This window comes from Nonomuraea sp. LPB2021202275-12-8 (assembly GCF_037044575.1).
Classification (GTDB): Bacteria; Actinomycetota; Actinomycetes; order Streptosporangiales; family Streptosporangiaceae; genus Nonomuraea.
In genome coordinates this window covers 42,808-66,729 of sequence record NZ_JBAHWD010000030.1, presented here as the reverse complement: position 1 = coordinate 66,729, position 23,922 = coordinate 42,808, and the positions used below count along the sequence as shown (strand labels likewise).

General features: G+C 70.0%; 30 protein-coding genes and 1 pseudogene. 16 read left to right on the top strand and 15 right to left on the bottom strand.

Features of this window, described 5'->3' with window-relative positions; genetic code table 11:
• Positions 1-16: 16 nt before the first annotated feature.
• The gene (locus tag V5E28_RS37080) at positions 17-1,177 is read left to right on the top strand and encodes an MFS transporter (RefSeq protein ID WP_336214056.1); all 1,161 of its coding nucleotides are present in this window, start codon (positions 17-19) and stop codon (positions 1,175-1,177) included.
• A 90-nt stretch (positions 1,178-1,267) separates the two neighbouring features.
• Here the strand turns inward: V5E28_RS37080 and V5E28_RS37075 are convergent, their stop codons facing one another.
• Together V5E28_RS37075 and V5E28_RS37070 are read right to left on the bottom strand one after the other, a co-directional pair.
• A complete protein-coding gene (locus tag V5E28_RS37075; protein ID WP_336214055.1) occupies positions 1,268-1,477 on the bottom strand; it encodes a DUF397 domain-containing protein in 210 nt (69 codons plus the stop codon).
• A 44-nt stretch (positions 1,478-1,521) separates the two neighbouring features.
• Positions 1,522-2,409 carry a helix-turn-helix domain-containing protein gene (locus V5E28_RS37070; RefSeq protein WP_336214052.1) on the bottom strand — a complete coding sequence of 296 codons (888 nt, stop codon included), beginning with the start codon at positions 2,407-2,409 and terminating at the stop codon, positions 1,522-1,524.
• A gap of 286 nt (positions 2,410-2,695) precedes the next feature.
• Between V5E28_RS37070 and V5E28_RS37065 the strand changes: the two genes are divergently transcribed.
• The 3 genes from V5E28_RS37065 to V5E28_RS37055 all read left to right on the top strand — a co-directional run bounded on the left by V5E28_RS37065 (position 2,696) and on the right by V5E28_RS37055 (position 3,610).
• Positions 2,696-2,935 carry a hypothetical protein gene (locus tag V5E28_RS37065; RefSeq protein ID WP_336214050.1) on the top strand — a complete coding sequence of 80 codons (240 nt, stop codon included), beginning with the start codon at positions 2,696-2,698 and terminating at the stop codon, positions 2,933-2,935.
• 103 nt (positions 2,936-3,038) lie between these two features.
• Positions 3,039-3,419, top strand: coding sequence for a hypothetical protein (locus tag V5E28_RS37060; RefSeq protein WP_336214049.1), 381 nt, complete (start codon positions 3,039-3,041; stop codon positions 3,417-3,419).
• A 41-nt stretch (positions 3,420-3,460) separates the two neighbouring features.
• Complete coding sequence (locus V5E28_RS37055; protein WP_336214129.1) at positions 3,461-3,610, top strand: DUF5946 family protein; 150 nt, start codon at positions 3,461-3,463, stop codon at positions 3,608-3,610.
• Here the strand turns inward: V5E28_RS37055 and V5E28_RS37050 are convergent.
• Positions 3,595-4,779 carry a TerC family protein gene (locus V5E28_RS37050; protein ID WP_336214048.1) on the bottom strand — a complete coding sequence of 395 codons (1,185 nt, stop codon included), beginning with the start codon at positions 4,777-4,779 and terminating at the stop codon, positions 3,595-3,597. The genes V5E28_RS37055 and V5E28_RS37050 overlap by 16 nt on opposite strands.
• Positions 4,780-5,027: 248 nt before the next feature.
• Between V5E28_RS37050 and V5E28_RS37045 the strand changes: the two genes are divergently transcribed.
• Both V5E28_RS37045 and V5E28_RS37040 read left to right on the top strand, forming a co-directional pair.
• Entirely contained in the window at positions 5,028-5,339 is a 312-nt protein-coding gene (locus V5E28_RS37045) for a hypothetical protein (RefSeq protein WP_336214047.1), read from the top strand.
• Positions 5,326-5,547: pseudogene (locus V5E28_RS37040) on the top strand (response regulator transcription factor); the annotation flags it as partial. The gene V5E28_RS37045 and the pseudogene V5E28_RS37040, both read left to right, overlap by 14 nt.
• Here the strand turns inward: V5E28_RS37040 and V5E28_RS37035 are convergent.
• On the bottom strand, positions 5,548-5,979 hold the full coding sequence (locus V5E28_RS37035; RefSeq protein ID WP_336214045.1) for a VOC family protein: 432 nt from the start codon (positions 5,977-5,979) through the stop codon (positions 5,548-5,550).
• Between the two features lie 28 nt (positions 5,980-6,007).
• Between V5E28_RS37035 and V5E28_RS37030 the strand changes: the two genes are divergently transcribed.
• The 4 genes from V5E28_RS37030 (at position 6,008) to V5E28_RS37015 (ending at position 8,374) form a co-directional block, all read left to right on the top strand.
• On the top strand, positions 6,008-6,817 hold the full coding sequence (locus tag V5E28_RS37030; RefSeq protein ID WP_336214044.1) for an MBL fold metallo-hydrolase: 810 nt from the start codon (positions 6,008-6,010) through the stop codon (positions 6,815-6,817).
• Positions 6,818-6,883: 66 nt separating this feature from the next.
• Positions 6,884-7,483: a PadR family transcriptional regulator gene (locus V5E28_RS37025; protein ID WP_336214043.1), complete on the top strand. Its 600-nt coding sequence runs from the start codon at positions 6,884-6,886 to the stop codon at positions 7,481-7,483.
• A 112-nt stretch (positions 7,484-7,595) separates the two neighbouring features.
• Positions 7,596-7,982 carry an SgcJ/EcaC family oxidoreductase gene (locus V5E28_RS37020; RefSeq protein WP_336214042.1) on the top strand — a complete coding sequence of 129 codons (387 nt, stop codon included), beginning with the start codon at positions 7,596-7,598 and terminating at the stop codon, positions 7,980-7,982.
• Positions 7,979-8,374 carry a hypothetical protein gene (locus tag V5E28_RS37015; RefSeq protein WP_336214040.1) on the top strand — a complete coding sequence of 132 codons (396 nt, stop codon included), beginning with the start codon at positions 7,979-7,981 and terminating at the stop codon, positions 8,372-8,374. The genes V5E28_RS37020 and V5E28_RS37015 overlap by 4 nt, the downstream gene beginning before the upstream one ends.
• On the opposite strand, the gene V5E28_RS37010 is transcribed toward V5E28_RS37015, so the two are convergent.
• Positions 8,375-9,658 (bottom strand): sensor histidine kinase, encoded by a 1,284-nt coding sequence (locus V5E28_RS37010; protein ID WP_336214038.1) that lies wholly within the window; start codon positions 9,656-9,658, stop codon positions 8,375-8,377.
• Positions 9,655-10,326: a response regulator transcription factor gene (locus V5E28_RS37005; protein WP_336214036.1), complete on the bottom strand. Its 672-nt coding sequence runs from the start codon at positions 10,324-10,326 to the stop codon at positions 9,655-9,657. The genes V5E28_RS37010 and V5E28_RS37005 overlap by 4 nt, the downstream gene beginning before the upstream one ends.
• A gap of 123 nt (positions 10,327-10,449) precedes the next feature.
• On the opposite strand from V5E28_RS37005, the gene V5E28_RS37000 reads away from it, so the two are divergent.
• Positions 10,450-10,914: a hypothetical protein gene (locus V5E28_RS37000; protein ID WP_336214035.1), complete on the top strand. Its 465-nt coding sequence runs from the start codon at positions 10,450-10,452 to the stop codon at positions 10,912-10,914.
• Positions 10,915-10,958: 44 nt separating this feature from the next.
• Here the strand turns inward: V5E28_RS37000 and V5E28_RS36995 are convergent, their stop codons facing one another.
• The 7 genes from V5E28_RS36995 to V5E28_RS36965 all read right to left on the bottom strand — a co-directional run bounded on the left by V5E28_RS36995 (position 10,959) and on the right by V5E28_RS36965 (position 17,020).
• Positions 10,959-12,035, bottom strand: coding sequence for a hypothetical protein (locus V5E28_RS36995; RefSeq protein ID WP_336214033.1), 1,077 nt, complete (start codon positions 12,033-12,035; stop codon positions 10,959-10,961).
• Positions 12,036-12,067: 32 nt separating this feature from the next.
• Positions 12,068-13,471 carry an LCP family protein gene (locus V5E28_RS36990; protein WP_336214031.1) on the bottom strand — a complete coding sequence of 468 codons (1,404 nt, stop codon included), beginning with the start codon at positions 13,469-13,471 and terminating at the stop codon, positions 12,068-12,070.
• A gap of 109 nt (positions 13,472-13,580) precedes the next feature.
• On the bottom strand, positions 13,581-13,847 hold the full coding sequence (locus tag V5E28_RS36985) for a DUF6510 family protein (RefSeq protein ID WP_336214029.1): 267 nt from the start codon (positions 13,845-13,847) through the stop codon (positions 13,581-13,583).
• Between the two features lie 2 nt (positions 13,848-13,849).
• A complete protein-coding gene (locus V5E28_RS36980) occupies positions 13,850-14,575 on the bottom strand; it encodes a ferredoxin reductase (RefSeq protein WP_336214027.1) in 726 nt (241 codons plus the stop codon).
• Entirely contained in the window at positions 14,576-15,172 is a 597-nt protein-coding gene (locus V5E28_RS36975) for a sulfite oxidase-like oxidoreductase (protein WP_336214026.1), read from the bottom strand.
• 58 nt (positions 15,173-15,230) lie between these two features.
• Entirely contained in the window at positions 15,231-16,370 is a 1,140-nt protein-coding gene (locus V5E28_RS36970) for a sensor histidine kinase (protein ID WP_336214023.1), read from the bottom strand.
• Entirely contained in the window at positions 16,370-17,020 is a 651-nt protein-coding gene (locus tag V5E28_RS36965) for a response regulator transcription factor (protein ID WP_336214022.1), read from the bottom strand. The genes V5E28_RS36970 and V5E28_RS36965 overlap by 1 nt, the downstream gene beginning before the upstream one ends.
• 87 nt (positions 17,021-17,107) lie before the next feature.
• Here V5E28_RS36965 and V5E28_RS36960 point away from each other — a divergent pair, with 87 nt between their 5' ends.
• The 5 genes from V5E28_RS36960 to V5E28_RS36940 all read left to right on the top strand — a co-directional run bounded on the left by V5E28_RS36960 (position 17,108) and on the right by V5E28_RS36940 (position 21,856).
• Positions 17,108-17,569, top strand: a complete 462-nt coding sequence (locus tag V5E28_RS36960) for a hypothetical protein (RefSeq protein WP_336214020.1) — start codon at positions 17,108-17,110, stop codon at positions 17,567-17,569.
• Positions 17,570-17,581: 12 nt separating this feature from the next.
• A complete protein-coding gene (locus V5E28_RS36955) occupies positions 17,582-18,625 on the top strand; it encodes a peptidoglycan-binding protein (protein WP_336214127.1) in 1,044 nt (347 codons plus the stop codon).
• Complete coding sequence (locus V5E28_RS36950; RefSeq protein WP_336214019.1) at positions 18,622-19,293, top strand: ABC transporter ATP-binding protein; 672 nt, start codon at positions 18,622-18,624, stop codon at positions 19,291-19,293. The genes V5E28_RS36955 and V5E28_RS36950 overlap by 4 nt, the downstream gene beginning before the upstream one ends.
• Positions 19,290-20,489, top strand: a complete 1,200-nt coding sequence (locus V5E28_RS36945) for an ABC transporter permease (RefSeq protein WP_336214017.1) — start codon at positions 19,290-19,292, stop codon at positions 20,487-20,489. The genes V5E28_RS36950 and V5E28_RS36945 overlap by 4 nt, the downstream gene beginning before the upstream one ends.
• A gap of 125 nt (positions 20,490-20,614) precedes the next feature.
• Positions 20,615-21,856 (top strand): alpha/beta hydrolase family protein, encoded by a 1,242-nt coding sequence (locus V5E28_RS36940; RefSeq protein WP_336214015.1) that lies wholly within the window; start codon positions 20,615-20,617, stop codon positions 21,854-21,856.
• A 74-nt stretch (positions 21,857-21,930) separates the two neighbouring features.
• On the opposite strand, the gene V5E28_RS36935 is transcribed toward V5E28_RS36940, so the two are convergent.
• Both V5E28_RS36935 and V5E28_RS36930 read right to left on the bottom strand, forming a co-directional pair.
• Entirely contained in the window at positions 21,931-22,593 is a 663-nt protein-coding gene (locus V5E28_RS36935; protein ID WP_336214014.1) for a response regulator transcription factor, read from the bottom strand.
• Positions 22,590-23,792 carry a sensor histidine kinase gene (locus V5E28_RS36930; protein WP_336214012.1) on the bottom strand — a complete coding sequence of 401 codons (1,203 nt, stop codon included), beginning with the start codon at positions 23,790-23,792 and terminating at the stop codon, positions 22,590-22,592. The genes V5E28_RS36935 and V5E28_RS36930 overlap by 4 nt, the downstream gene beginning before the upstream one ends.
• Positions 23,793-23,922 lie beyond the last annotated feature (130 nt).

The window sequence follows — 23,922 nt, the reverse complement described above, 5'->3', positions numbered from 1 at the left end:
ATGTGTTGGAGGTCACATGTCGGTCCTGCGCGGTCCGGTGTTACTGGCGTACGCCGTCTTCGTGCTGGTCGGGTTGAGCGCGGGCGTGGACGGCGTGCTGCTGCCCGCGCAGATGAGCGACTACGGCGTGGACGAGGCCACGATCGGGGTCACCTTCTTCACCTTCTCGGCCGGCTACCTGCTGGCCGGATCCACGGCCGGCGCCCTCGTCCTCCGCTTCGGCATCCGCGTCACGCTCGTCGCCGGCGGCGGCGCCTTCATGCTGGCGGCGCTCTATACGGGCATCCGCCCGTCGTTCGCCGGGCTGGTGGGAGTGCAGGTGGTGGCCGGCTACGGCATCGGCCTGATAGAGGCGGTGCTCAACGTCTTCCTGGCCAGGCTGCCCTCGGCCGCCACGCTGCTCAACCGGCTGCACGCCTTCTTCGGCGTCGGCGCGCTGGCCGGGCCGCTGCTGGCGGCGTGGGCCCTGGACTTCCTGCCGTGGCCGGCCGTGTGGCTGATGCTGGGCCTGGTGTGCCTGCCGCTGGTGGCCGGGTTCCTCCTGGCCTTTCCCGGGCGCGACGACCAGCCGGTCGCCGGGCCGGCCAGGAGCGGGCTGCTGACCGAAGCCCTGCGCGCCCCCACGGTGCTGATGGCCTGCGGTTTTCTCGCCGCGTACGTCGGCCTGGAGATGAGCGTGGGCAACTGGGGGTTCACGTACCTCATCGACGAGCACGCGCAGCCGGGGCTGGCGGCCGGATACACCGTCAGCGGCTACTGGCTCGGGCTGACCGCCGGCCGGTTCCTGATCAGCCCGATCGCCACCAGGATCGGCTCGACCACCACCGGCATGATCTACGCCTGCCTGGGCGGCGTCGCGGCCTCGATCGCGGTGATCTGGCTGGCGCCGGCCGCCCTGGTGGCCGCCGCCGGGTTCGTGCTGCTCGGGTTCTTCCTCGGGCCGCTCTTCCCGACGGCCATGGCGGTGGTGCCGTACTTCACCGAGCCCAGGCTGGTGCCCACGGCCATCGGCGTCATGAACGGCGTGTCGGTCGTCGGCGGCGCCGCGTTCCCCTGGCTGGCGGGCGCCGTCGCCCAGGGGGCCGGGGTGTGGACCCTGATGCCCTTCGTCATGGTCCTGGCCCTGCTCCAGCTCGCCAGCTGGCGGTTCCTCGTCACCAGGATGGCCAAAGCCTGACCGCGGACAAGGCAGGCGCGGAGCAATTGGCCAGCCTTTGCAGCTGTGGCTTGACCCGCCCACAGGGGGACGGGTCACTGACGCCATGAACTACTGGCCCTGGGCCGGGCTGTCCGCCTTGATGGAGTTGATGAACTGGATCCAGGTACCGTCTGAGAATCTCAGGACGGGGCCGGAAGGATCTTTCGAGTGGCGCACGCCTACGCGTTCGTCGCCCAATGGCGCCACTTCTACGCAGCTGCCATTGAAGTTGCTATAGGTGCTCTTACGCCACCGTGGTGCGTACTCGGCTGAATTCATGCTTGCCACCTATCGATGAAAATAGTTTGATCCCGGTGATCAGTTCAGCCCAAAGCCATTTTGGCGGCCGTGTCGCGGATCATCCGTAGAGATTCGGCTGGATCAAGAGATGCGTGCTCGAGCTGCTGGAACATCCGCCCGCATTGGTGCGTTACCGCTTCTTCGTAGATTAGAGATCCGCCCGTCAGGTGCTCCATGTAGGTGACATCTGGAAGAGTTAGGCCTGCCTCTAGTGAAGCAAAAGAATGGAACTGGATCTGTGTCATCGACGCATTTCCCAGCAGTGCGTAGGGCTTATCGAGCTCCAAGATTCTTATGGTTATGTTGGGAAGCGTAGACATTTTCGCCAGGTGCTCTAGCTGGGAATGCATTATGGCGCGCCCGCCGATGCTCCGGAGCAGGACCGACTGATCGATGACCGCTACGAGTTCTAAAGGCTCGGGACCGAAGAGAAGTTCTTGGCGCTTTAACCTCACCTGAGTCCTCAGCCTTACGGCTCTGGGAGACATTCCTACGAACTCCTGCGGCGCACTGTTCACCGTGCGGGCGTAATCCTCCGTTTGTAGCAAGCCCGGGATGATTCCGAGATGCCATTCTAGGATCGACTTGGCTTCGTGCTCCAAGCCGATGAATTGGATATATTCATTCGGTAGGGACTTGGCGTGCTGATCCCACCAGTTGCGCTGTACCGCCTGTCGAGCAAGGTGCAGGTATGTTTCCTGCTCGTCGGGCGGCACGTGGAAGTAGTCGATCAGCGACTGCACGTCAGGCTCGGATGGTTTGATCAACGCGGATTCGAGTCGAGATAGCTTTGAGGTCGACCACCCGAGATCTTCGGCCACCCTAGGTCCGGTCAGTGCTGACTCTTCCCGCAGGCGGCGCAACTCCCCTGCCAGCAAGCGGTGTCGCACGATGTTGCTGATGCGCTTCATGGGGTTGCCCCTTCCCCAGTCTCTGGAATCGCAATCCTCTCCGGGAGGCTCTAGTCAACTTCTTTAGGGCGTAGCTGATGTATTTGCTGCGGGAATTGCACAGGGCTGCTCGCAGAACAATGCTTAGAGTAGCCCACCCATAGATCGGATGCTTGGAGGTAACCAAGATGAGACCGTGAGTCGCGGAGGCCGTCTCAGCGGTTCGTGGGGCTGAGTCGGCGAATGCGACTCGCCGACTCAGCCCGCCGGCACGATCCCCTCTCCATCACGAGCCAGGACATGCCTCATGACTGAGCGTAACATCAATGCCCGAAACGTCCTTCAAAAGCTGATTGCCCAGATAGATCGGTCACTTTGGCGGCGCGCCGACGCGTCCGCCAGGTCCGTCGGTCTACGGGTCGAGAAGGCCAGCTGGCATAGGCGCACCTATCGGGATCCCCGATTCGACGAGCGCACGGTCCGCATCAACGTGGACCGTGACATCACCGGAGGTGTGACGCCGATGCGGCCTTTTCGCCTCGGGTGAAGCGCCCCATCCACGTAATCATCACCGTATCCCGGTAGCGGCGGATGGCCGGGCCGCGCTGGGGCGGGTGTGGCGATGGCGGACGGAGCTTTCCGCGGCCGTGGTGAGTGCCGCAGCCATTCATCAGCTCGCCGCGATGATGGATTGGCGAGCACTCCTTCCGCTGCTTGTCGGCGTGATCATCGGCTGTACGGCGATTCCGCCTGTCCGCCGCATGGGTATGTCGGTGCTGGTTCGCCACCGATTTCAAAGCCTCTGTCTGAAAACTTCCCTCCGCACCCCGCACGGCAGGCTTCCGCTCGTAATCCACACCACACGCGCCGGGTCTGACGTGATCATGATGATCTGGTGCCGGTCCGGGATGAGCCTGGGGCTGTTCGAGGACTACCGGGAGGAAATCAAGGTGGCCTGCTACGCCCGCGACGTCTTCATCCATGCGCACTCCAGATGGAGTCACCTACTGGTGGTGCGAATTCTGCGGTGAGCGGGGTAGACACCGCCGGGTAGGCGGCCGCTGCCCCGCCGCTGCCCGCCGCGACCACGCCCGCGGAGCCGTACGCGACGACGATCGCCGACGTCGCGCTGGACGGCGCCTTCCCCGCCGAGGGGCACGAGGAGCGGGTGCGGTCGTGGGCGGCGGCCACGGTCCGCGTCTGGGGTCAGGGGCGGGCGTAGGAGTCGTCGAACTTCTCGTGTGTCCTGTGGAGCAGGTCCATCAGCTGCTGGTCGTCGCGGATCTTCGCCCGGTACTTCTCCGGCAGCCTGCGGAGGTGGTTCTCCTCGGCGAGGAGCCGCTGGTAGGTGATCGCGCACTCCTCCGGGTCGCAGTCCGGGTCCAGGAGTCTGGTGGCGTAGCGGCGGGCGGCGGAGGACATGTTCTGGGCGCGGCCCTTGCGGCTGACCAGGGAGGCGATCACGGTGATGACGAGGACCCCGATGATCACCGACAGGGACAGGCCGGTGGAGATCTCGACGACCGGCACGGGCTCGCCGTCGTTGATGAAGGGGACGTTGTTCTCGTGCAGGGCGTGCAGGATGAGCTTCACGCCGATGAAGGCCAGGATCGCGGCCAGCCCGTAGGTGAGGTAGATGAGCCGGTCCAGCAGGCCGTCGATGAGGAAGTAGAGCTGGCGCAGCCCCAGCAGGGAGAAGGCGGTGGCGGTGACCACCAGGTAGACGTTCTGGGTCAGGCCGAAGATGGCCGGGATGGAGTCGAGCGCGAACAGCAGGTCGGTCCCGGCGATGGCCACCATGACCAGCAGCATCGGGGTCAGGACGCGCTTGCCGTCCTGCACGGTCACCAGCTTGTCGCCGTCGTAGTGCTCCGAGGTGGGCAGGAACTTGCGGGCCAGGCGAACCATGATGTTCTCGCCTGAGTGGCTCTGCTCGCCCTCGGGCTTGAGCAGGTTGCCGGCGGTGACGAGCAGGATCAGGCCGAAGATGTAGAACACCCAGGCGAAGGTGTTGATCAGCGCCGCGCCCAGGAAGATGAAGCCGGTCCTGGCGATCAGCGAGAACGTGACCCCGAAGAGCAGCACCTTCTGCTGGTCCGCCCTCGGCACCCGGAAGCTCGACATGATGATGAGGAAGACGAACAGGTTGTCCACCGAGAGCGCCTTCTCGGTCACATAACCGGCGAAATACTCGGTGCCCATGTCGTGGCCGCCGACCATCCACACGCCGATGCCGAACACGATGGCGATGCCCACGTAGGCGGCCGACCACACGGCCGACTCCTTCAGCGACGGGATGTGCGCCTTACGCACATGGAAGACGTAGTCGAACAGCAGGAGACCGCCGATCGCGATGATCGTCAGCCACCACACCAGGACGGGCACATCCACTCGTGACTCCATGGGTCGACGGGCGGCCGCGGGGCCGCGCTGATCAGTGAACGGGTACCCCAGGCGAGCTGCCTCAAGCCGTGGCCCGCATCCTGCCGTGGAGGGTAGACCTGGCACTACTGACCGCATCCCGGTGGAGCGGCTAGCGTCGCTCGCGTGGTGACGAGGTCCGCGCTCGAAGCGCTCGCCCGGCGGCCGGTCGCCTGGTCGACGTGGCCGTGGCGGTCCCTGGCCTACCTGTGCGTCGGGTGCTGCCCGGCCTTGCCGTGCTCGCCGCCGCGCTGGTGGCTTCGCCGGCACCGGGGCCGGTGACCGTGCTCGTCGTGGTGCTGGCTTTCGTGGCGGTCACGCCGGTGGGGGCCTGGCTGGAGCGCAGGAGGCTGTGGCTGGTCGACGAGCGGCCGCTGCCGAGCGTGGCCGGCAGGCGCGTACGGGAGCTCGGGCTGGCCGTGCTCACGCTGCTCGCTCTCTGGTGGATCGACCTGCTGATGATCGGCCTGACGGCGGCCGGTCCGCGGGTGGCCGTCGGCGGCACGGTCGTCGACCCGGAGGTGGCGTGACCCTCTGGAGCGGCTCACACCGAGGGAGCAGGAGGTGCTCGCGTTGATCGCCGAGGGCCGGTCCAACGCCTCGATCGCCCGGGAACTGGTCGTCACCGAGGCGGCGGTGGCCAAGCACATCGCCAACATCTTCCTCAAGCTGGACCTGCCGCCCGCGGCCGACGGCCACCGGCGGGTCCTGGCCGTGCTGGCCTACCTGCGGAGCTGATCAGGCCAGGCAGAGCTCGTTGCCCTCGGGGTCGGCGACGGTGATCCACCAGGTGGGCCCCTGCTGCCCCTTGTGCAGGACCTTGGCGCCCTTGCCGACCAGGCGCTCCACCTCGGCGTCGATCCTGTCGGCGCCCACGCGGATGTCGAGGTGGACCCGGTTCTTGACCGTCTTGGGCTCGGGCACGAGCTGGAACAGCACCCGGGGGGCTCGTTCGAGGCCGCTGGGGTGGCGGATGGCGGCGCCTTCCTTCCACACCAGGCCGCCGTGGTGGAACGTCGTGTCGTCCTCGGTCGCGTGGCCTTTCTCGATCATGCTGCGGATGAACGCCTCGTCCTGCCGCTCCACCTGCCAGCCCAGCGCGTCGGCCCACCAGTCGGCCAGATTGTGCGGATCTTGGGTATCGATGACGACCTGGATGTCATATGCCATGCACTGATCCTAAGTAAGGTCTTTGCCCATGACGTTGGAGTCCTGGCAGGAGATCGGTGACCGGGTCTACGTTCGGCGGCACGAGTCGTACGACATGAACGTGGGTCTGGTCGTGGGCGACGGGCACTGCCTGGTGCTGGACACCCGCATGTCGCACCGGGAGGCGACGGACCTGATCGGCGCGATCAGGCGGATCACGCCCAGTCCGTGGACGGTGGTCAACAGCCACTCGCACTTCGACCACTACTTCGGCAACGCGATGTTCCGCCCGGCGGAGATCTGGGGACACGCCAGGTGCGCCGAGGAGATCGAGCGGTACGGCGCGGAGCAGCGGACCAAGGTCGCCGGGTTCGTCCCCGCCGACCGGCGCGCCGAGGTGGAGGAGGTGGAGATCGACCCGCCCGACCACACGTTCACCGCGGCCGCCACGCTCGACATCGGCGGGCGGATCGTCCACCTGCGCCATCTCGGTCTCGGCCACAGCTCCAACGACATCGTCACGCACATCCCCGACGCCGGCGTCGTCTTCGCCGGTGACCTGGTCGAACAGGGGGCGCCTCCGGCGTTCGGCGACTCCTTCCCGCTCGACTGGCCGGACACCGTCGCCCGGATGCTGGACGAGATGCGCGAGCCGGTGTACGTGCCGGGTCACGGCGCCGTGGTGGACCGGGACTTCGTGGTGGGCCAGCACAGCGAGCTCGCGACCGTGGCCGAGCTGGCCAGGCGGGCGCACGTGGAGGGGCTGCGTGACCTGATCCGCGCCTTCCCGTTCGGCGAGGACGTGACGCGCCAGGCCATCACGCGCGCCTTCCTCCAACTGGACGCCCTGCACGCCTGATCGGCCGCCCTTCACAGCGGGCTCGGTGCCGCCTATAGTGCATATTGCAATATAGAGGGAGGCATCATGGCGCGACGCCACGATCTGGTCGGGCTCACCGTGCTCGCCATGCTCTCGGTGCGCGCCAGCCACCCGTACGAGCTGCACCGCTTCATCGTCGACACGCACAAGGACTACGTCACCGGCCTGCCGAGGAGCCTCTACCACGCGGTGGAGAGGCTGGCCAAGGACGAGCTGATCACCCCCGCCAAGACCGACCGCCAGGGCCGCAGGCCGGAGCGGACGGTCTACGAGATCACCGACGAGGGCAGGCAGGAGCTGGCCACCCGGCTGCGCAGGCTGCTGCAGGAGCCGGACCCGGACAGGCGCACCCTGGTGGCCGCGATCTCGCTGATCGGGGCGCTGCCCCCGGACGCGGCGCTGAAGGCGCTGCGCAGCCGAGCGGCCTCGCTCACGGGCACGATCGGCGGCCTCGACGCGCACATGGCCACCATGGCCGAGAACGGCCTGCCGCGCCTGCTCATGCTGGAGCTGGAGTGCGACCGGGCGCTCTTCGCCGCCGAGCTGGACTGGGTTCGCGGGGTGCTCGACCGGCTCGAGAGCGGGGAGCTCGACTGGTCGGGGACGGTCAAGCAGTCGCTGATGGAGCGTGCACTGGAGGAATGAGCAGGCCGCCAGGGTGCGCCAACACCCTGACGGCCGGAAATCCGAACAAGGCGCCTGCCCTGTCCAGGACTCGCAGTCTCAGGATAGGCGCCGCCGAACGAGGAGCCGTGCTGTGTCCGAAGACATGTCCCAAGAGATCCGCCATCTGCTCGACGGCGTCCACAAGACGTGGAACGCCGGCGACGCCACCGGCTACGCCGCGCTGTTCACCGAGGACGCCGACTACATCACCTACTTCGGCCTGCTCGTCAAGGGCAGGCAGGCCATCGGGGACCTGCATCGCGACCTGTTCAAGATGCCGATCAAGCTGGACGGTCCGGGTGAGCCGTCCGTCAGGTTCCTGAGCGACACCGTCGCGCTGATGATCGCGACCGGCGGCTCGGTCGTGGAGGGGCGGCGCGACCCGGCCCGCGACTCGGTCCTCACCTACACCGCGGTTCGCACGCCCGAGGGGTGGCGCCTGTCCTCCTTCCAGAACACCCGCGTGAGCCGGCCGTGAAGAAGCTGGTGGCGGAGGTGTCAGGCGTGGTCGAGGCGCCCGCCGCCAAGGTGCGTGCCGCGCTGGCCAGGGCCCTGCTGCCCGGCGGCCGGGACGTCATGGGCCGGTTCACCGTGGCGGACATGCCCGGGCACACCTCGACCGTCGAGGTCACCGAGGACGTGATCGCCATCCAGGGCGGCTGGTGGTATCGGGGCGAGTGGTCGCTGGCTCCGCACCCGGAGGGCACGCTGGTCGTCCACCGCGTCTACAACGTCGCCCGGTGGGGGCGGTGGGGCGTCGGGCTCGCCAACCGCTTCTTCGTCGGCTTCGAGGACACCACCCGCGGGAGCTTCGCCGACGGGCTCGCCCGGGTGGGCGCCGACCTGGGCTGCCGCACCCGCCTGGCCTGATCAGGGCTGCCCGTGTGCCGGGAACGTCGCGACGAAGCCGCCGTCCTCGGCGGCCAGCGCGCCGCCGTGCAGCAGCGCGATGTCCTTGGCGATGGGCAGCCCGAGTCCGGCCCCGCCCGCGTCCCTGGCGCGGGCCTCGTCGAGCCGGGTGAACCGGTCGAACACCGCCTCGCGCTGCTCGGCCGGGATCCTCGGCCCGTCGTCGTGCACCCGCAGCACCGCGCGGTCACCGTCCCTGCGGACCCGTACGAGCACGCGGGTGGCGGCGTGCCGTACGGCGTTGTCGACGAGGTTGGTCACCAGGCGGTCGAGGTGTCCGCGCGAGCCGCGGACCACCACGTCGGGCTCGATGTCGAAATCCAGGTCGAGTTCGGGCCGCCGGTTGATCCGCAGGGACTCCTCCAGGGCCACCTGGCCGAGGTCGACGTCGGTGGTGCGCGGCGGCTCGCCCGCGTCGAGCCTGGCTAGCAGGAGCAGGTCGGCGGCCAGCGCCTGGAGGCGTTCCACGTCGGCCAGCGCCTCGGCGGTCAGCTCGCTGGGCTCGGCCAGCTCCAGCCGGGCCCGCAGGGTGGCGATCGGGCTGCGCAGCTCGTGTGCCGCGTCGGCGACGAACCTCTTGTGCGTCTCGACCGACGTCTCCAGGCGGTCCAGGGTGCCGTTCACGGTGGTGGCCAGGGCGGCGATCTCGTCCCGCGAGCGCGGCACCGGCACCCGCTCGTGCAGGTCGCGGGCGGTGATGTGGGCGAGCTTGGACCTGATGGCGGCCACCGGGGCGAGCGCCCGGCCGACGGAGAACCAGGTCATGGCCGCCACCAGGACCAGGAGCGCGGGCACGCCGGGCAGCAGCACGCCGTTGAGTGTGCGCAGCGCCTGCTCGGCTCCGGCGAGGGAGACCCTGGCCCACAGCATGCCGGTGCCCTCGGCGGTCGGCACCCGCATCCCGGCCACCGCGTAGCTGTCCGGCGGCGCCCAGTCGGCCGAGGGGGACCCGGCCCCCTTCCCGATCCAGACGTCGGGGTCGATGACCGTGGCGGACTCCTTGAGCAGGACCCCCTGCTTCGCGGCGATGACGGGCAGGGCGGGGGCGGCCTCGGTGTCGAGCCCCTCGACGAGCTTGACGGCGCCGCCGGCTCGCCTGGCGGCCTCGGCGCCGGCGCTGCCCGTCAGGCTGCTGCGCAACACCACCACCAGCACGGCCGCGGCCGCGCCCAGCGCCACGGCCACCACCAGGGTCGCCGCCAGCGTGGCCCGCAGTCGTACGGAGGACGGGCTCGTCCTGTTCACTCGGCCTCCAGCCGGTAGCCGGCGCCGCGCACCGTGACGAGGGTGGTGCGGCCGAACGGCTGGTCGATCTTGCGCCGCAGCGCGCTGATGTAGACCTCGACGATGTTCGGGTCGCCGTCATAGGAGAAGTCCCACGCCTGGGCCAGCAGCTCGCTCTTGGAGACCACCTCGCCCGCCCGCCTGGCGAGCCCGTGCAGGACGGCGAACTCCTTCGGCGTCAGCGCGACGTCCACCTCGCCCCTGCGGCAGCGCAGTCCGGCGGGGTCGATGACCAGGTCGCCTACGGTGATCGACACGGGCCGTTCGGTGCCGCCGCGCCGCACCAGGGCGCGCAGCCGGGCCAGCAGCACCACGTAGGAGAACGGCTTCGACAGGTAGTCGTCGGCGCCGTTGTCGAGCGCCTCGGCCTCGTCGTAGATGCCGTCCTTGGCGGTGAGCATCATGATCGGCGTCCAGTCGCCGGCCTCACGCAGCCGCGAGCAGAGGGTGTAGCCGTTCATCCTGGGCAGCATCACGTCCAGGACGATCACGTCGTAGTCGTTCTCCGTGGCCATCCAGAGCCCGTCGCGCCCGTCGTGGGCCAGGTCGACCGCGAACCCCTCGCCTGCCAGACCGCCCTTGACCAGGTCGGCCAGCCGCCGCTCGTCCTCCACCAGTAACACCCGCACACCGGCAAGAGTGCCGCACGTCACCTAAAGCCAACCTGAAGATCATTTATGCCTTCTTCAGGGTCACTTCAGGTACGGCCGGTCAGTCTCTGAGCGTCTGATCCGTTCGACGAAGGAGATCTCATGCTCAAGCGGCGTTTCGCTGTGCTCGGCGCGGTGGCGGTGCTGACGCTGACCGGCCTGGGCGGATCCGCTCTGGCCGACGGCACCCCGCCCAGGACTCCCGGCAAGGTGACCTGCTCCACGACCGGCGGCAAGCCCGCAGCCCTCAAGATCAAGGACATCAAGGAGGGCGAGGCGGTGCGCGTGCACCCGGGCCTGCCGGATGACGGGAGGGTTCCCACGTTCGACAAGGGCGGGACGACCGTGAAGCTGGAGGCCGAGGAGACGGGCAAGGTGGCCCTTCCCGTAGAGGCGGTCCCGGCGCTGCCCGTCCCCGAGGGCGAGCCGCCCGCCGTGCGGAGCAAGGACCGGAACGGCGAGATCGTGGACGGGCCGAAGCGGGTGAAGGGGCTGAAGGGACTGAAGGCTCCGAAGAAGCTGAAGGCGCTGAAGGGGAAGGGTGTCTTCTGCGTGGTCAAGAAGTGACCGGCGCGGCCGCAGGGCGATCCGGGGGCGCCCGGCGGCCGCGTTCACTCGGCGAACGACGGGTGCGGGCCGAGCGCCCAGTACTCGAACAGGCCGTGGCCGACCAGCCCGCCGTACTCGAAGCGGCCCACGGCGTCCACCATGCCCCACATCCGGCCGGCGTCATCGGGCAGCGTGTAGGTGACGCCCTGCACGACGGGCCCCTCGCCCTGGTACATGCCGTGCTTCCAGCCCGGCTCCAGGCCGTACCCGGTGCCGGCCATCAGGTGGACCGGCAGCACGGGGGTGCAGTGCACGTCGAACGGCTTGCCGCCCGGCGGCGAGAAGGTGATCACCGCCTCGACGACGTCACGGGTTCCGGGCGCGTACACCGGCCGGTATTCGGGCCTGCCCAGATACTCCTCCTCGCGGCCGTCGGACCACACCCTGGTGGCCTCTTCGAGGACGCGGCGGCCGCGCTCGTCCTCCTGGACGATGCAGAGGATGGCGTGGTCGTCGAAGCTCATCGGCGCGTAGAGCCAGTAGAAGGTGCCCGCGTTCTTCGCCTGGATGCCGGGCGGCTCGGGCTCGCCGACGGGCCTGACGCCCCAGGAGCGGTCGCGGGTGCCCTGCCAGCGGTCCGGAGTGACCGCGATCTCCTCCGCTCCGACCGTGATGGTGCCGGACCACCGTCCCGTCTGCGCCAGGCGTACGGAGTCGAACACGACTCGCTCCTGCCACCGGACGAAGTGCCGGGGCTCGAGTGTCGCCGGGATCGTGCCCTCCCAGGTGAGATCGAAGGACAGGCCATGCTCGTTGGGCTCCAGGACGACCCGGAGCGTTTTGAGCCCTTCGATGACCTCCACCCGGAACGGGCCGATCTCGGTGCTCATCCGGTCGGCGCCGAGCTCTCTGGAGGCGCGTACCACCCGGTGCAGGTCCCGGTGGCGCACGCAGGCGAAGGCGTCGGTGACGCCCAGGTTCGGATACTGGCCGAGGCCGACGATGAGCATGAGCTCGTCGGTGCCGGCGTGGCAGTTGAAGTAGTAGCGGTCGTAGAAGTTGCGGTCGGAGGTGGCCACGTGCCGCATGACCTGAGCCGCCTGATGGATGGGGTAGTCGTCGAGCGGTGACAGCACCATGCCGCGGTTGTAGCAAGCGCTTGGTGAAACGGTCAACCCGCGCAGGTGTCGTGGGTGGCGTCGAACCCCTTCAGCGCCTCGCTGTCACCGGGATTCAGCGCCTTCAGCCCGCGCCAGTCGTCGCCGACCACGAGCACCAGCCGCGAGGTCTGCGCTCCCGCCACCAGCTTGGGCGTGCCTGCGAGCAGATCCTTGGCGAGCGTGGGCACGCGCGTCTCGCCGTTCGCGCCGTACATGATCATCGACTTCGGGTACGGCTTCCGCGCGGTGTCGCCGATCTTGCTGATGTGGTAGCCACGCTGCTCCAGCGCGGCCGCGACCTGCGTGCCGAGGCCGCTGTGATAGGTGCCGTTGCGCAGCTCCACCTGCACCTTGGACCTCGGCACCTTGGTCTGGCCGCCCTTGATCCCGGCCGGCTCGGCGTCCCTGGCGACGATGTGGAAGAGCCTGCTCGCCTGGGGCTGCACCCACTCCACGCGGCCAGGCTGGCTGACCGAGTAGTGCCAGGGGGTGGTGACGAAGCGGATCCGCCCGGCGGTCAGCCCCTGGAGGCTTCCGGCCAGGTCCTTCATGACGCCCGGCGTCAGGTCCGGATCGGTGGTCACGGCCTTGGTGCCCGCGTTGAGGAAGCCCAGCAGCCGGACCGGGTCCGTGAGCGTCTGGCCGCTCATCACCTTCTTCGCCATCGAGGCGATGAACATCTGCTGGCGCTGGATGCGGCCGATGTCGGAGCCGTCACCGAAGCCGTACCGGGCCCGCACGTAGCCGAGCGCCTGCTCGCCGCCGAGCGTCTGCCGACCGGCGTGCAGGTGCAGCAGCGCCTTGTCGTCGTCGACCCGCTCGGGCAGGCAGATCTCCACGCCGCCGACGGCGTCGACCATGCTCTTGAAGCCGGTGAAGTCCACCTTCACGAAGTGGTCGATGTGGATGCCGGTGAGTGTCTCGATCGTCTTCCAGGTGCAGGCGATGCCGCCGGAGTTGAACGACTCGTTGATCATGCCGACGTGCGGCTGCTGGCCGGGCAGGCCGCCCCTGCCGCGACAGGCGGGGAGCTGGACCATCGAGTCGCGCGGGAAGCTGACCACCATCGCGTTGTCGCGCTGGGACGACACGTGGGCGAGCATGATCGTGTCGGTGCGCTCGCCCTCGATGCGGTGACCATATCTGGCGTTCTTGCCGTCGCGCTGGTCGGAGCCGACGATCAGCACGTTCATGGCGGTGCTCGCCACCTTGGGCGGGCGGGTGGCGCCGAGATCGGCGGCGACGTCCTCGTGCTTCACGTTGCCGTACAGCTTCAGATAGACGCCGATCGCCGTGCCGGCGACCAGCAGCACGACCGTGACCCCGGCCGCCACCAGCCGGCGCAGCCAGCGGCGGCCGCGCCGCGACGGGGCACTCGACGGGGATGTGGGCGCATCGACGAGCCCGCTGCTCACGTGACTCCCAGGTGGTGACGGGGCCGCGGGCAGCCGCCCTAGGCGCGTACAGGTTCTGGCCGGTCGAGTGTACTTAAGCCAGGCCGCCGGGCAGGTGAGGTCGGCCAGATCAGTCCGGCAGGGCGACCCGCAGGGATACGATGCCGCGCAGGTCGAGCCAGGCCGCGCCGGGGCCGCGCACCAGGCGCAGCATCACTTCCTCGCAGCCCGGGCAGCGGGCCACCAGTCCGGGGCCGGGGCCGTACACGCGCAGCGACGCGAGGGCCGCGACCTGCCCGCAGCTCGCGCACCGGCCGGTGGCCGTGGTGACGTCGACGGAGAAGATCTCGCCGAGCGGGCCGGCCAGAACATTGCCGTCGAGGTATTCGGTGGTCATGGTCAGCCTCCGCTGGGGCCGAAGCGTTCGGTCCGGATGTGGTCGGGCGCGTGCCCGAGAGCGAGCAGCAGGTCGGCCGCGGCCTCGACGAAACCGGTCGGGCCGCAGACGTAGCAGTCGGGCTGGAAGGTGGCGGGCCAGCCGCCCTCCGCCAGGTCGTCGAGCATGACGCGGCCGGCCCTGCGCGGCCAGCTCACCGGCACGTTCCTGGTGTAGAGGTAGGTGATGTCGAGCCCCGGATCGGGGCGGTGCAGCTCGCCCGCGTAGTAGCGGCGGTCGTGATCGCGTAGCGAGTAGATCAGCCTGAAGGGCACCTGGCTGCCGGCCTGCCTGCGAGTCCGGATCATGGCCATCAGCGGGACGATCCCCGACCCTCCGCCGACCAGCAGCACCGGCGCCCGGCTCTCCGGCCGCCAGACGAACCAGCCCCCGACCGGTCCTCGGATCTCCACCTGGTCGCCCACCTCGACGACCTCCGTGAGGTACGGCGAGACCTCGCCGTCGGGCACCAACTCCACGGTCAGCTCGATGCGCTCGCCGTCGGCGGGTCCGGCCAGCGAGTAGCTGCGCTGCGCGCTGTAGCCGTCCTCGGCGGTCAGCCGCACGTCGACGTGCTGCCCCGCCTGGTGGCCGGGCCAGCCCGGCACCTCGAAGACCAGCGTGCGCGCCGTGGCCGTCTCCTCACGGACCTCCAACAGCGTCGCCGCCCGCCAGATCAGGCGGCGCATCTAGTCGCCCTCGTAGCGCTGCTCGCGCCACGGGTCGCCGTAGTTGTGGTAGCCGGCCGTCTCCCAGAAGCCCGGCGAGTCCTCGTCCAGCAGCTGGATGGCGCGCACCCACTTGGCCGACTTCCAGAAGTAGAGGTGGGGCACCAGCAAGCGGGCCGGGCCGCCGTGCGTCGGCGCCAGCTCCTCGCCGTCGTAGCGGTAGGCGATCCACGCCTTGCCGTCGAGCAGGTCCTCCACCGGCAGGTTGGTGGTGTAGCCGCCGTAGGAGTGGACCAGCGCGTATTCGGCGCTCGACTCCACGTCCTCGAAGAGCACGTCCAGGGAGACGCCCTCCCAATCGGTGTCGAACTTGCTCCACTTGGTGACGCAGTGGATGTCGGCCGTCGGCGTCTCGGTGGGCAGCGCCGTCAGCTCCTGCCAGGTCCAGCGGTGAGTCTCGGTCTCGGTGGCGATGGCGAACTCCCACCGGTCCAGCGGGACGTGCGGCGTCGGCCCGGCGGACAGCACGGGGAAGCCGTGCTCAAGGTACTGGCCGGGTGGCAGCCGGTCGCCGCCCTCCGATCGGTGGCCGCTGAAGCCGCGCGAGATGATGCCCATGAGGTCACGATCGCATCCGCGGTGTCTTCTCGCACCGCCCTGGACCTGTGATTTCCGATCATTTGACCCTATTGCGCTGTCCCTCTAGGGAGGGCGGGGACAGGTGGACGGTGAGGCCGCCTTCGGGGTTGGCGATGGCGGTGACCGAGGCGTCGTGGGCGGCGGCGATCGCGGCGACGATGGACAGGCCCAGACCGGCGCCTTCCGCCGATCCGGTCCGGTCGGGATGCAGGCGCCGGAACGGCTGGAAGAGCTCGTCCACCCGCTGCGGATCGATGGACGGCCCGGTGTTGGAGATGAGCAGACCGGCGTGCGGCGCCAGCCTTACGGTGACCCGGCCGCCGGGGTGGTTGTGGCGGACCGCGTTCTCCACCAGGTTGTCGACGAGGCGCGCCAGCAGCACTTCGTCGCCCGGGACGGTGACCGGGCGAAGGTCGAGGTCGATCGTGATGTCCGGAGTGGCGTGCTGCTCGGCGGAGTGGCGCACCGCCGCGGAGAGATCGACGGGGGTACGGCTCCGCGAGCCGCGCTCACCCTGGGCCAGGGCGAGCAGGCCGTCGATGAGCCGCTGGGAGCGTTCGGTGCTGAGCAGCAGCTCGGCGCGCATGGCGGCGACGCGGGACGGCGACGGATCGTCGGCCAGGCCGATCTCGATCGCGGCCCGTTGCACGGCGAGGGGGGTGCGGAGCTCGTGCGAGGCGTTGGCGACGAAGCGGCGCTGGTCGTCGGCGGAGCGGGCGAGCCGCTCCAGCATGGCGTCGAAGGTGTCGGCGAGCTCCTTGAGCTCGTCGCGGGGCCCCTTCATGTTGATGCGCTCGCCGAGATTGGACAGGGACAGCCGCCGCGCCGTGTCGGTGATCCGGTGCACCGGCCGCAGCGCCCGTCCCGACAGCCACCAGCACAACCCGAACGCCACCACGCCCATGACCACGATCGACACCATCGTGATCTGCCACTGCGAGCCGAGCACGTCCGTGTGCACGGCTCTCATGACCTCCTCCGTATCGGGCTCCATGCGCACGACAGCGGACGGCTCGGACGGTCCGGGGCCATCATGACGCTCCTCCGCCCGGATGCCGATGCTCCTGTCCCAGGCCCGCTCGACCAGGTAGTCCGCGATGAGCAGCACGACGGTGGAGGTGAGCAGGAAGAGCCCGCCGAACAGCAGCGTCAGCCGGGTCCGAATGGTCGCCCGCATCACAACGCGTACCCGCCCGGCACGGTCCTGATCAGGGGTGGGTCGCCGAGCTTGGTCCGTAACTTGCTCACCGTGACCTTCACCACGGTGCTGAACGGGTCGATGTGCTCGTCCCACACCCGTTCGAGCAGCTCCTCCGTGGTGACGACGGCGCCCCGGGCGCGCATGAGAACCTCCAGCACCGCGTACTCCTTGCGGGAGAGCGCCAGATAGACGCCGTCGCGGAACGCCTGCCGGTGCGGGCCGTCGAGCACGACGCCGTGGCGTTCGAGCACCGGCGGCAGCCGCGTCGCGGTGCGCCGCCCGAGCGCCAGGATCCGGGCGACCAGCTCGGCGCTGGCGAACGGCTTGGTGAGATAGTCGTCGGCGCCCATGCCCAGGCCGGCGACCCGGTCGCCGACGGTGACCGCCGCGGTCAGCATGAGGACGCGCACCGGCGCCTCCCGCGCCGTCAGCTCCCGGCAGACGTCGTCACCGTGGACCACCGGCAGGTCGCGGTCCAGGACGAGCACCTCGTAGTCGTTGACCGCCAGCCGTTCCAGCGCGGCCGCGCCGTCGTAGACCACGTCGACCGCCATCGACTCGCGCCGAAGGCCTTCGCCGATGAGGTCCGCCAGGACCCGCTCGTCCTCGGCCACCAGAATCCGCATCCTCCCCTTGTAGCGCGGCGGAGGTGAGGCCGCGGTTAAGGTTCGCGTTCACCGGCCGGAAACCGCGCGCGGTCCACCCTCGGGGCCATGAAGACTCTCCTAGGAGCGGTGGCGTTCGCCGCCGTCGCCGCCCTCGCCGGGTGCGGCGTGGCGGCCGGTGGCAGTGCGCCGGCGCAGGGTGGCATGGATGCCGACAAAGCGGTCAAGTACGTCAAATGTATGACCGATCATGGCGTCCCCCTCAAGCTCGACAATGACGGGGTCGGCGACGACGGCCTCTCCATCCAGGGCAAGAAGCCCGACCCGAGCAAACTCGAGGCCGCCGAGAAGGCGTGCGTGGAGTTCATCCCCTTCCCCCCGGGGCCCAAGGAGGGCACCGAGGAATGGGACAGGCTGCTCAAGTTCGCCCAGTGCCTGCGCCAGAACGGGCTCCAGGTCCAGGACCCGAAGCCCGGGGACCGGGGGATCAGGATGCCGGGCGACGAGCAGAAGGTGGACGCCGCCCTGGAGGCGTGCGAGCAGCACGCGCCGAAGCCACCGAGGAAGTGACCCGTGCGCTGGATGATCATCGTGGCCGCTCTCGTGCTCGCCGCCGCCGGCGGCACCGTGGCCGTCGGGCTCCGGAGCGCGCCCGCCGCCGCGCCGGCCGCCAACGCCACCCTGCCCACGGCCCAGGTCGTGCGCGCCGACATGGCAGACCGCACCGAGGTGGACGGCACCCTCGGCTACGCGGGCTCCTACACCGTGACGGCGGACTCGCGGGGCCGCCTCACCCGGCTCCCGAAGGTGAGTGACGTCCTCAGGCGGGGACGATCCGTCTACGACGTGGACGGCCGGCACATCCCGCTGTTCTACGGGTCCGCGCCGTTCTGGCGGACCCTCTTCCTCGGCGTCGGCAAGGGCGGCGACATCAGGATCCTCAAGCGCAACCTGAAGAAGCTCGGCTACGGCGCAGGCATGACGCTCGACGAGCACTTCGACTGGAGACTGCGGGCCGCCGTCAGGGCCTGGCAGGACGACCTGGGCGTATCCGAGACCGGCGTGGTGGCCCCCGGCGACGTCGTCGTCCTGCCGGGCGCGATCCGCGTCACCGCTCTCAAGACGAGTCCGGGCATGCCGGCGTCGGGCGCCGTGCTGGCGGCCACCGGGACCACCCGGCAGGTCGAGGTGAAGATCCCGGTCACCCACCAGCATCTGGTGAAGAAGAAGCACAAGGTGACCATCACCCTTCCAGGAGAGGTGAAGACCACGGGGCGCATCGCGTCGGTCGGCTCCGTCGCCGTCGCGGCCTCGCAGTCCCAGACCGGCGAGGGGACCGAGTCCGCCACCGTCACCGTCCGGATCGTCCTGGACAAGCCCCGTGACGCGGGCCGGCTGGACGGCGCGCCGGTGACCGTCGGATTCGCCGGAACCGTGCACCAGGACGTACTCGCCGTGCCGGTCGCCGCGCTGCTGGCGACCCCCGGCGGCGGTTACCGGGTCAAGGTCGTCGAGACCGGTGGAGTCCGGGACGTCCCGGTCGAGCTCGGCATCTTCGCCGAAGGGAACGTCGAGGTCGAGGGCGACCTGGCGGAGGGCGCGAAGGTGCAGGTGCCGCGGACATGAGCGCGGTCATCGAGGTGGAGAACGTCACCAAGGAGTACGCGGGCGGCCTGTACGCGCTGCGCGAGGTGTCCCTGACCGTCGGGCCGGGCGAATCGCTGGCCATCGTCGGGCCGTCCGGCTCCGGCAAGTCCACGCTGTTGAACCTGATGGGGACCCTGGACCGGCCGAGCGCCGGCGTGGTCCGCATCCACGGACACGATGTCGCCACGCTGCCGGACATCCGGCTCGCGGCCGTCCGCGCCCGCTGGATCGGCTTCATCTTCCAGCAGTTCTTCCTCACCAGGCACCTCTCGGCGATCGACAACGTCGCCACCGGCCTGCTCTATCACGGCGTGCCGCACCGGGAACGCCGGCGCCGGGCAGGCGACACGCTCGAACGCGTCGGACTGGGCAACCGGCTCGGCCACCGCCCCGGCGAGCTGTCCGGCGGCGAGCAGCAGCGCGTCGCCATCGCCCGCGCGATCGTCGGCGAACCGGCCCTCCTGCTGGCCGACGAGCCGACCGGGAACCTCGACCAGGCGTCAGGCGCGCAGATCATGCGCATCCTCACCGGACTCGGCACGGCCGTGGTCATCATCACCCACGACGCGTCGGTCGCCGCGGCGCTCCCGCGCCGCCTGGAGATCCTCGACGGACGGGTCCGCGTCGACACGGGGGTGCCCAGGTGATCCCGCTCCCCGATCCCGTACGGCTGCGCGCCACGGACCTGGCGATCGCCGGTCTCGCCGGAATGCGCGGCAGGCCGCTGCGCGCGGTGCTGTCCGCGCTCGGCGTCTCCATCGGCATCGCCGCCATGGTCGCGGTGATGGGCATCAGCACGGTCAGCGCGGCCGGGCTCATGGCACAGATCGAACGGCTCGGCACCAACCTGCTCACGGTGACCCCCGGGCGGTCGCTCGAAGGGGGCGACAGCAGGCTGCCGACGACCGCAGTCGGCATGGTCGGTCGCATCCCCGGCGTCCTGGCCGTCTCCGCCGTCGGCCGGCTGCCCGGCGCGAGCGTACGCCGCACCGACAAGGTCAGCCTCACCGATACGAACGGCATCGCCGTGGCCGCGGCCCGTACGGACCTCCTGGAGACGCTCGGCGCCACCGTCAGATCCGGCACCTTCCTCAACCACGCGACCGGCCGCTATCCAGCGGTGGTCCTGGGATCGGTCGCCGCCGACCGCCTCGGCGTCGCCCGCGCCGGCCACGACGAGCAGGTCTACGTCGCGGGGCGCTGGCTCACCGTCATCGGCATCCTCGACAGCACCGGCCTGGCGCCGGAGATCGACCGGTCCGCGCTGATCGGCTGGACGTACGCGGCCCGGCTCGGCTTCGACGGCCACCCGACCACCATCTACGAGAGGTCCACCGACCAGTCCGTCAAGTCCGTGGCGGACGTCCTGGCGGCGACGGCACATCCGGAGCATCCGATCGAGGCCGAGGTGAGCCGGCCCTCCGACGCGCTGACGGTCCAGCTCACGGCGGCCTCCGCCTTCGACTCGCTGTTGCTCGGGCTCGGCGCGGTCGCCCTGCTCGTCGGAGCCGTCGGCATCGCCAACATCATGATCATATCGGTGCTGGAGCGCCGCCAGGAGATCGGGCTGCGCCGCTCGCTCGGAGCCACGCGCGGGCAGATCCGGCTGCAGTTCCTCACCGAGTCGGTCGCCGTCTCCATGCTGGGCGGGGCGGCGGGCGTGGCCATCGGCCTCGCCGTGACGCTCGGATACGCCGCGTACCGGGGCTGGCCGCTCGTGCTCCCCGGCGCGGCCATCGCGGGCGGCGTGCTGCTCTCCGTCCTGATCGGAGCACTCGCGGGACTCTACCCGGCCCGCCGGGCCGCCCGCCTCGCCCCCACCGAGGCTCTCGCCACAATCTGACGCCCGGCCCCCAACCGGAGCCTGCCGCCAGACGGAATCGAGCCCTCCCTTACCTCCTGCCATCAGCCCGCCCACAGAAGTTTCACCGTCGAAGCGACCACACCGACCGGAAGGACGAACATTCGATGAACCACCCAAATCAGCCAAACAACGCACCCACCCCGCCCCAGGCCCTGCGTGGCGGCCTGGCCACCGTCGCCGGTCTGCTCGCCTTCGCGGTGCTGGCCTGCTCCACGCCCGCCCTTTCCGCACCCGCGGCCACGCCTGCGTCCGGGGCCGGTGGGGTGACGGTGTCGGCGCTTCCGACGCCACATCTGCCCAAGCCGACCGGCTCACACCCGGTCGGCACCACGTCCCTGCATCTGAAGGACAGGTCTCGGACCGACCCCTGGGTGCCGGCGAAGGCCAGGGAGCTCATGGTCTCCCTGTGGTATCCGGCCAAGTCGAAGGGCAAGCGGCGGGCACAGTACATGACGCCCAAGGAGTCGGAGCTCCACCTGAAGGGCGGAAGGATAACCAGCCTGCCGTACGACGTGCTGAGCAGGACGCGGACCAACGCCTTCACCGACGTCGACCCGGCAGGGCGCAAGCGCGGCCTGCCCCTCGTGGTGCTCTCTCCCGGCGGCAACAAGCCTCGCAGCACCCTCACGGCCCTGGCCGAGGAGCTGGCCAGCCGAGGCTACGTGGTGGCCGGGATCGATCACACGTATGAGAATTACGCCATCACCTTCCCTGACGGGCGGATCGCCACCTGTGTCGCGTGTAAGACCGACGAGGACAAGGACTTCGGGAAGAAGGTGGTCGGAATTCGGGCGGCCGACGTCTCCTTCGTGCTCGACGAGCTGACCGGATCACGCCCGAAGTGGAAGGGTTCCTCCCTGATCGACCCGTCCCGGATCGCGATGGCGGGCCAGTCGCTGGGAGGCGCCAGCGCCCTGGCGGCCATGCTGAAGGACACCAGGGTGCGGGCCGGGATCAACATGGACGGGACCACGTACGCTCCGATCCCGACGGGCGGGCTGTCGCGGCCGTTCCTGTTCCTGGGAGCGCCGCAACACAACCCGGGAGGCCGCGACACGTCGTGGGATCGTGACTGGGAACGCCTGACCGGATGGAAGCGCTGGCTCGTGGTGGCCGGCGCGCAGCACCCGTCCTTCACCGACATTCCGCTGCTGCTGGTGGACCAGGTGGGCTTCGACTATGAGCTGGACATGTCCGGCGCACGCTCCTTGGAGATCACCCGCAGATACGTCCGGGCCTTCTTCGACCTGCACCTGCGCGCCAAGCCGCAACCCCTGCTGGACAAGCCGTCCACGCGCTACGCCGAGGTCGACTTCTGCGACCCCGGCACCCGGACCTGCAAGTAGCGGACCGCCGGCGCGGGCCCCTCCGCAAGGGGGTGGCCCCCTCCGCAACGGGGCGGCCCCCTCCACAACGAGGCTCAGGAGGTGCGGCGGGGGGCCACGAGCCCGGACTCGTAGGCGAAGACGACGAGTTGGGCGCGGTCCCTGGCGCGGAGCTTGGTCATGGCCCGGCTGACGTGCGTCTTGGCGGTCATGGGGCTGATCACCATCTGGGCGGCGATCTCGTCGTTGGACAGGCCGCGGGCGACCAGCGCCGTCACCTCACGTTCGCGGTTGGTCAGCACGTCGAGGCCGGTGGGGACGGGCTCCGGCCGGTGGGCGACGTACGCGCCGATCAGGCGGCGGGTGATGGAGGGGGAGAGCAGCGCGTCGCCTCTGGCCGCGACCCGGACGCCCTGGAGCAGGTCTTCGGGCTCGGTGTCCTTGACCATGAAGCCGCACGCCCCGGCGCGCAGCGCGTCGAACACGTACTCGTCCAGCCCGTAGTTGGTGAGGATCACCACGTGGACCCCGCTCAGCCGCTCGTCGGCCGCGATCCGGCGGGTGGCCTCGATGCCGTCCATCACCGGCATCTGCACGTCCACCAGCGCGACGTCGGGCCGGTGCGTCAGGGCCAGGGCGAGGGCCTGCTCGCCGTTGGCCGCCTCGGCGACGACCTCGAGGTCGTCCTCGGCCTCCAGCAGGGCCCGGAAGCCGCCGCGGATGAGTGCCTGGTCGTCAACGATGAGGACGCGGATCACGACAAGCCTTTCACCGGAAGCGACGAGCTTTTCGCCGGAAGCGACGAGCCTCTCACCGGAAGCTCGGCGCGTACGGTGAAGCCGCCCTCGGCGCGGGGCTCGGCGCGTAACCGGCCGCCGAGGGCGGTGACGCGCTCGCGCATGCCGAGCAACCCGACGCCGGGGGCCGGCGGGCGGTCGGGGTGGGCCGTGCCGTCGTCGTCGACCTGCACGACCAGCTCGTCGGGCCGGTAGTCGATGCGCACCAGCGCGGACGCCTGGCCGGCGTGCCTGCCGACGTTGGTGAGCGCCTCCTGGACGATCCGGTAGGCGGCGCGGTCCACGTCGGCGGGCAGTCCCTGCTGCTCTCCGGTGATGGTCAGGGTGGCGGGCAAACCGGTCGAGCGCGCCCGGTGCACCAGCTCGCCGAGCCGGTCCAGCCTGCTGCCGCCTTGGTCGGGGCCGTCGCCGGGCTGGTCCGGGTCGGGGTCGCGCAGCACCTCAAGGGTCGCGCGCAGCTCGCGGATGGCGTCGCCGCTGGCCTCCTGAATGGCCACCAGCGCGGCCGGCACCTCCTCGCCGCGCTTGCGGGCGAGGTGCACGGCCACCCCGACCTGCACCTTGATGATGGAGATGCTGTGGGTGAGCGAGTCGTGCAGCTCTCTGGCGATGCGCAGCCGCTCCTCGCTCGCGCGGCGGCGGGCGGTCTCCTCGCGGCTGCGCTCGGCCTCGGCGGCACGCTCCTCCGCCTGCCGCAGAAAGGCCTGCCGGTGCTTGCTCACGGTCGCCGCCACGCCCGCCGCGACGAACCAGCCGAGCAGCAGGGTCGTGCCCTGGATGATCTCCTGCGGGGACTTGGTGGTGGCTTCGGCCAGGTTGGCCGCAAGGGTGCCGCCCAGGAAGAGCGTGGCGGCGCCCGCCGCGAGCAGCGGATGCCCTGCCCTGACCGAGGCGAACACGCTGATCAGCACCGGGAAGGCGGCCGGCGGGCCGGGAGTCGCTTCCGCCGCGTAGACGAGCATGCAGGGCGTGCTGACGAGCAGAGCCAGCAGCGGGGACCAGCGCCAGGCCACCAGCACCAGCGAGCCGCACAGGACGGCCGCGTAGTCCAGGGCCGCCACACCGGGCGTGGCGAGCGCCCCGGCCAGCTGCACGGTGGCGACGACCACCGCGAGCGCCAGATCGGCGGCGCCCGGACGCCGGCCCTGATCAAAGCTCATGCCCGCACAGTAAACCGCCGTCATGGCCGCTCGCATCGGCTCCTGGTCGGAGAAGACGTCTACTCCCAGGGCGGTAGTCGCCCGAAATCCGCTCCCCCCGCCGTAGTCGCAGAAGTCGACCCCGGCACGA

Coding starts and splice junctions, on each gene's coding strand:
- V5E28_RS37030 (WP_336214044.1), top strand. CDS start 6,008: ATGACGTTGGAGTCCTGGCAGGAGATCGGTGACCGGGTCTACGTTCGG.
- V5E28_RS36980 (WP_336214027.1), bottom strand. CDS start 14,575: ATGCGCCGCCTGATCTGGCGGGCGGCGACGCTGTTGGAGGTCCGTGAG.
- V5E28_RS36950 (WP_336214019.1), top strand. CDS start 18,622: ATGAGCGCGGTCATCGAGGTGGAGAACGTCACCAAGGAGTACGCGGGC.
- V5E28_RS36975 (WP_336214026.1), bottom strand. CDS start 15,172: ATGGGCATCATCTCGCGCGGCTTCAGCGGCCACCGATCGGAGGGCGGC.
- V5E28_RS37075 (WP_336214055.1), bottom strand. CDS start 1,477: ATGAATTCAGCCGAGTACGCACCACGGTGGCGTAAGAGCACCTATAGC.
- V5E28_RS37065 (WP_336214050.1), top strand. CDS start 2,696: ATGACTGAGCGTAACATCAATGCCCGAAACGTCCTTCAAAAGCTGATT.
- V5E28_RS36930 (WP_336214012.1), bottom strand. CDS start 23,792: ATGAGCTTTGATCAGGGCCGGCGTCCGGGCGCCGCCGATCTGGCGCTC.
- V5E28_RS36985 (WP_336214029.1), bottom strand. CDS start 13,847: ATGACCACCGAATACCTCGACGGCAATGTTCTGGCCGGCCCGCTCGGC.
- V5E28_RS36995 (WP_336214033.1), bottom strand. CDS start 12,035: ATGGTGCTGTCACCGCTCGACGACTACCCCATCCATCAGGCGGCTCAG.
- V5E28_RS37080 (WP_336214056.1), top strand. CDS start 17: ATGTCGGTCCTGCGCGGTCCGGTGTTACTGGCGTACGCCGTCTTCGTG.
- V5E28_RS37035 (WP_336214045.1), bottom strand. CDS start 5,979: ATGGCATATGACATCCAGGTCGTCATCGATACCCAAGATCCGCACAAT.
- V5E28_RS36965 (WP_336214022.1), bottom strand. CDS start 17,020: ATGCGGATTCTGGTGGCCGAGGACGAGCGGGTCCTGGCGGACCTCATC.
- V5E28_RS36960 (WP_336214020.1), top strand. CDS start 17,108: ATGAAGACTCTCCTAGGAGCGGTGGCGTTCGCCGCCGTCGCCGCCCTC.
- V5E28_RS37000 (WP_336214035.1), top strand. CDS start 10,450: ATGCTCAAGCGGCGTTTCGCTGTGCTCGGCGCGGTGGCGGTGCTGACG.
- V5E28_RS36970 (WP_336214023.1), bottom strand. CDS start 16,370: ATGCGGGCGACCATTCGGACCCGGCTGACGCTGCTGTTCGGCGGGCTC.
- V5E28_RS37025 (WP_336214043.1), top strand. CDS start 6,884: ATGGCGCGACGCCACGATCTGGTCGGGCTCACCGTGCTCGCCATGCTC.
- V5E28_RS36940 (WP_336214015.1), top strand. CDS start 20,615: ATGAACCACCCAAATCAGCCAAACAACGCACCCACCCCGCCCCAGGCC.
- V5E28_RS37070 (WP_336214052.1), bottom strand. CDS start 2,409: ATGAAGCGCATCAGCAACATCGTGCGACACCGCTTGCTGGCAGGGGAG.
- V5E28_RS36955 (WP_336214127.1), top strand. CDS start 17,582: ATGATCATCGTGGCCGCTCTCGTGCTCGCCGCCGCCGGCGGCACCGTG.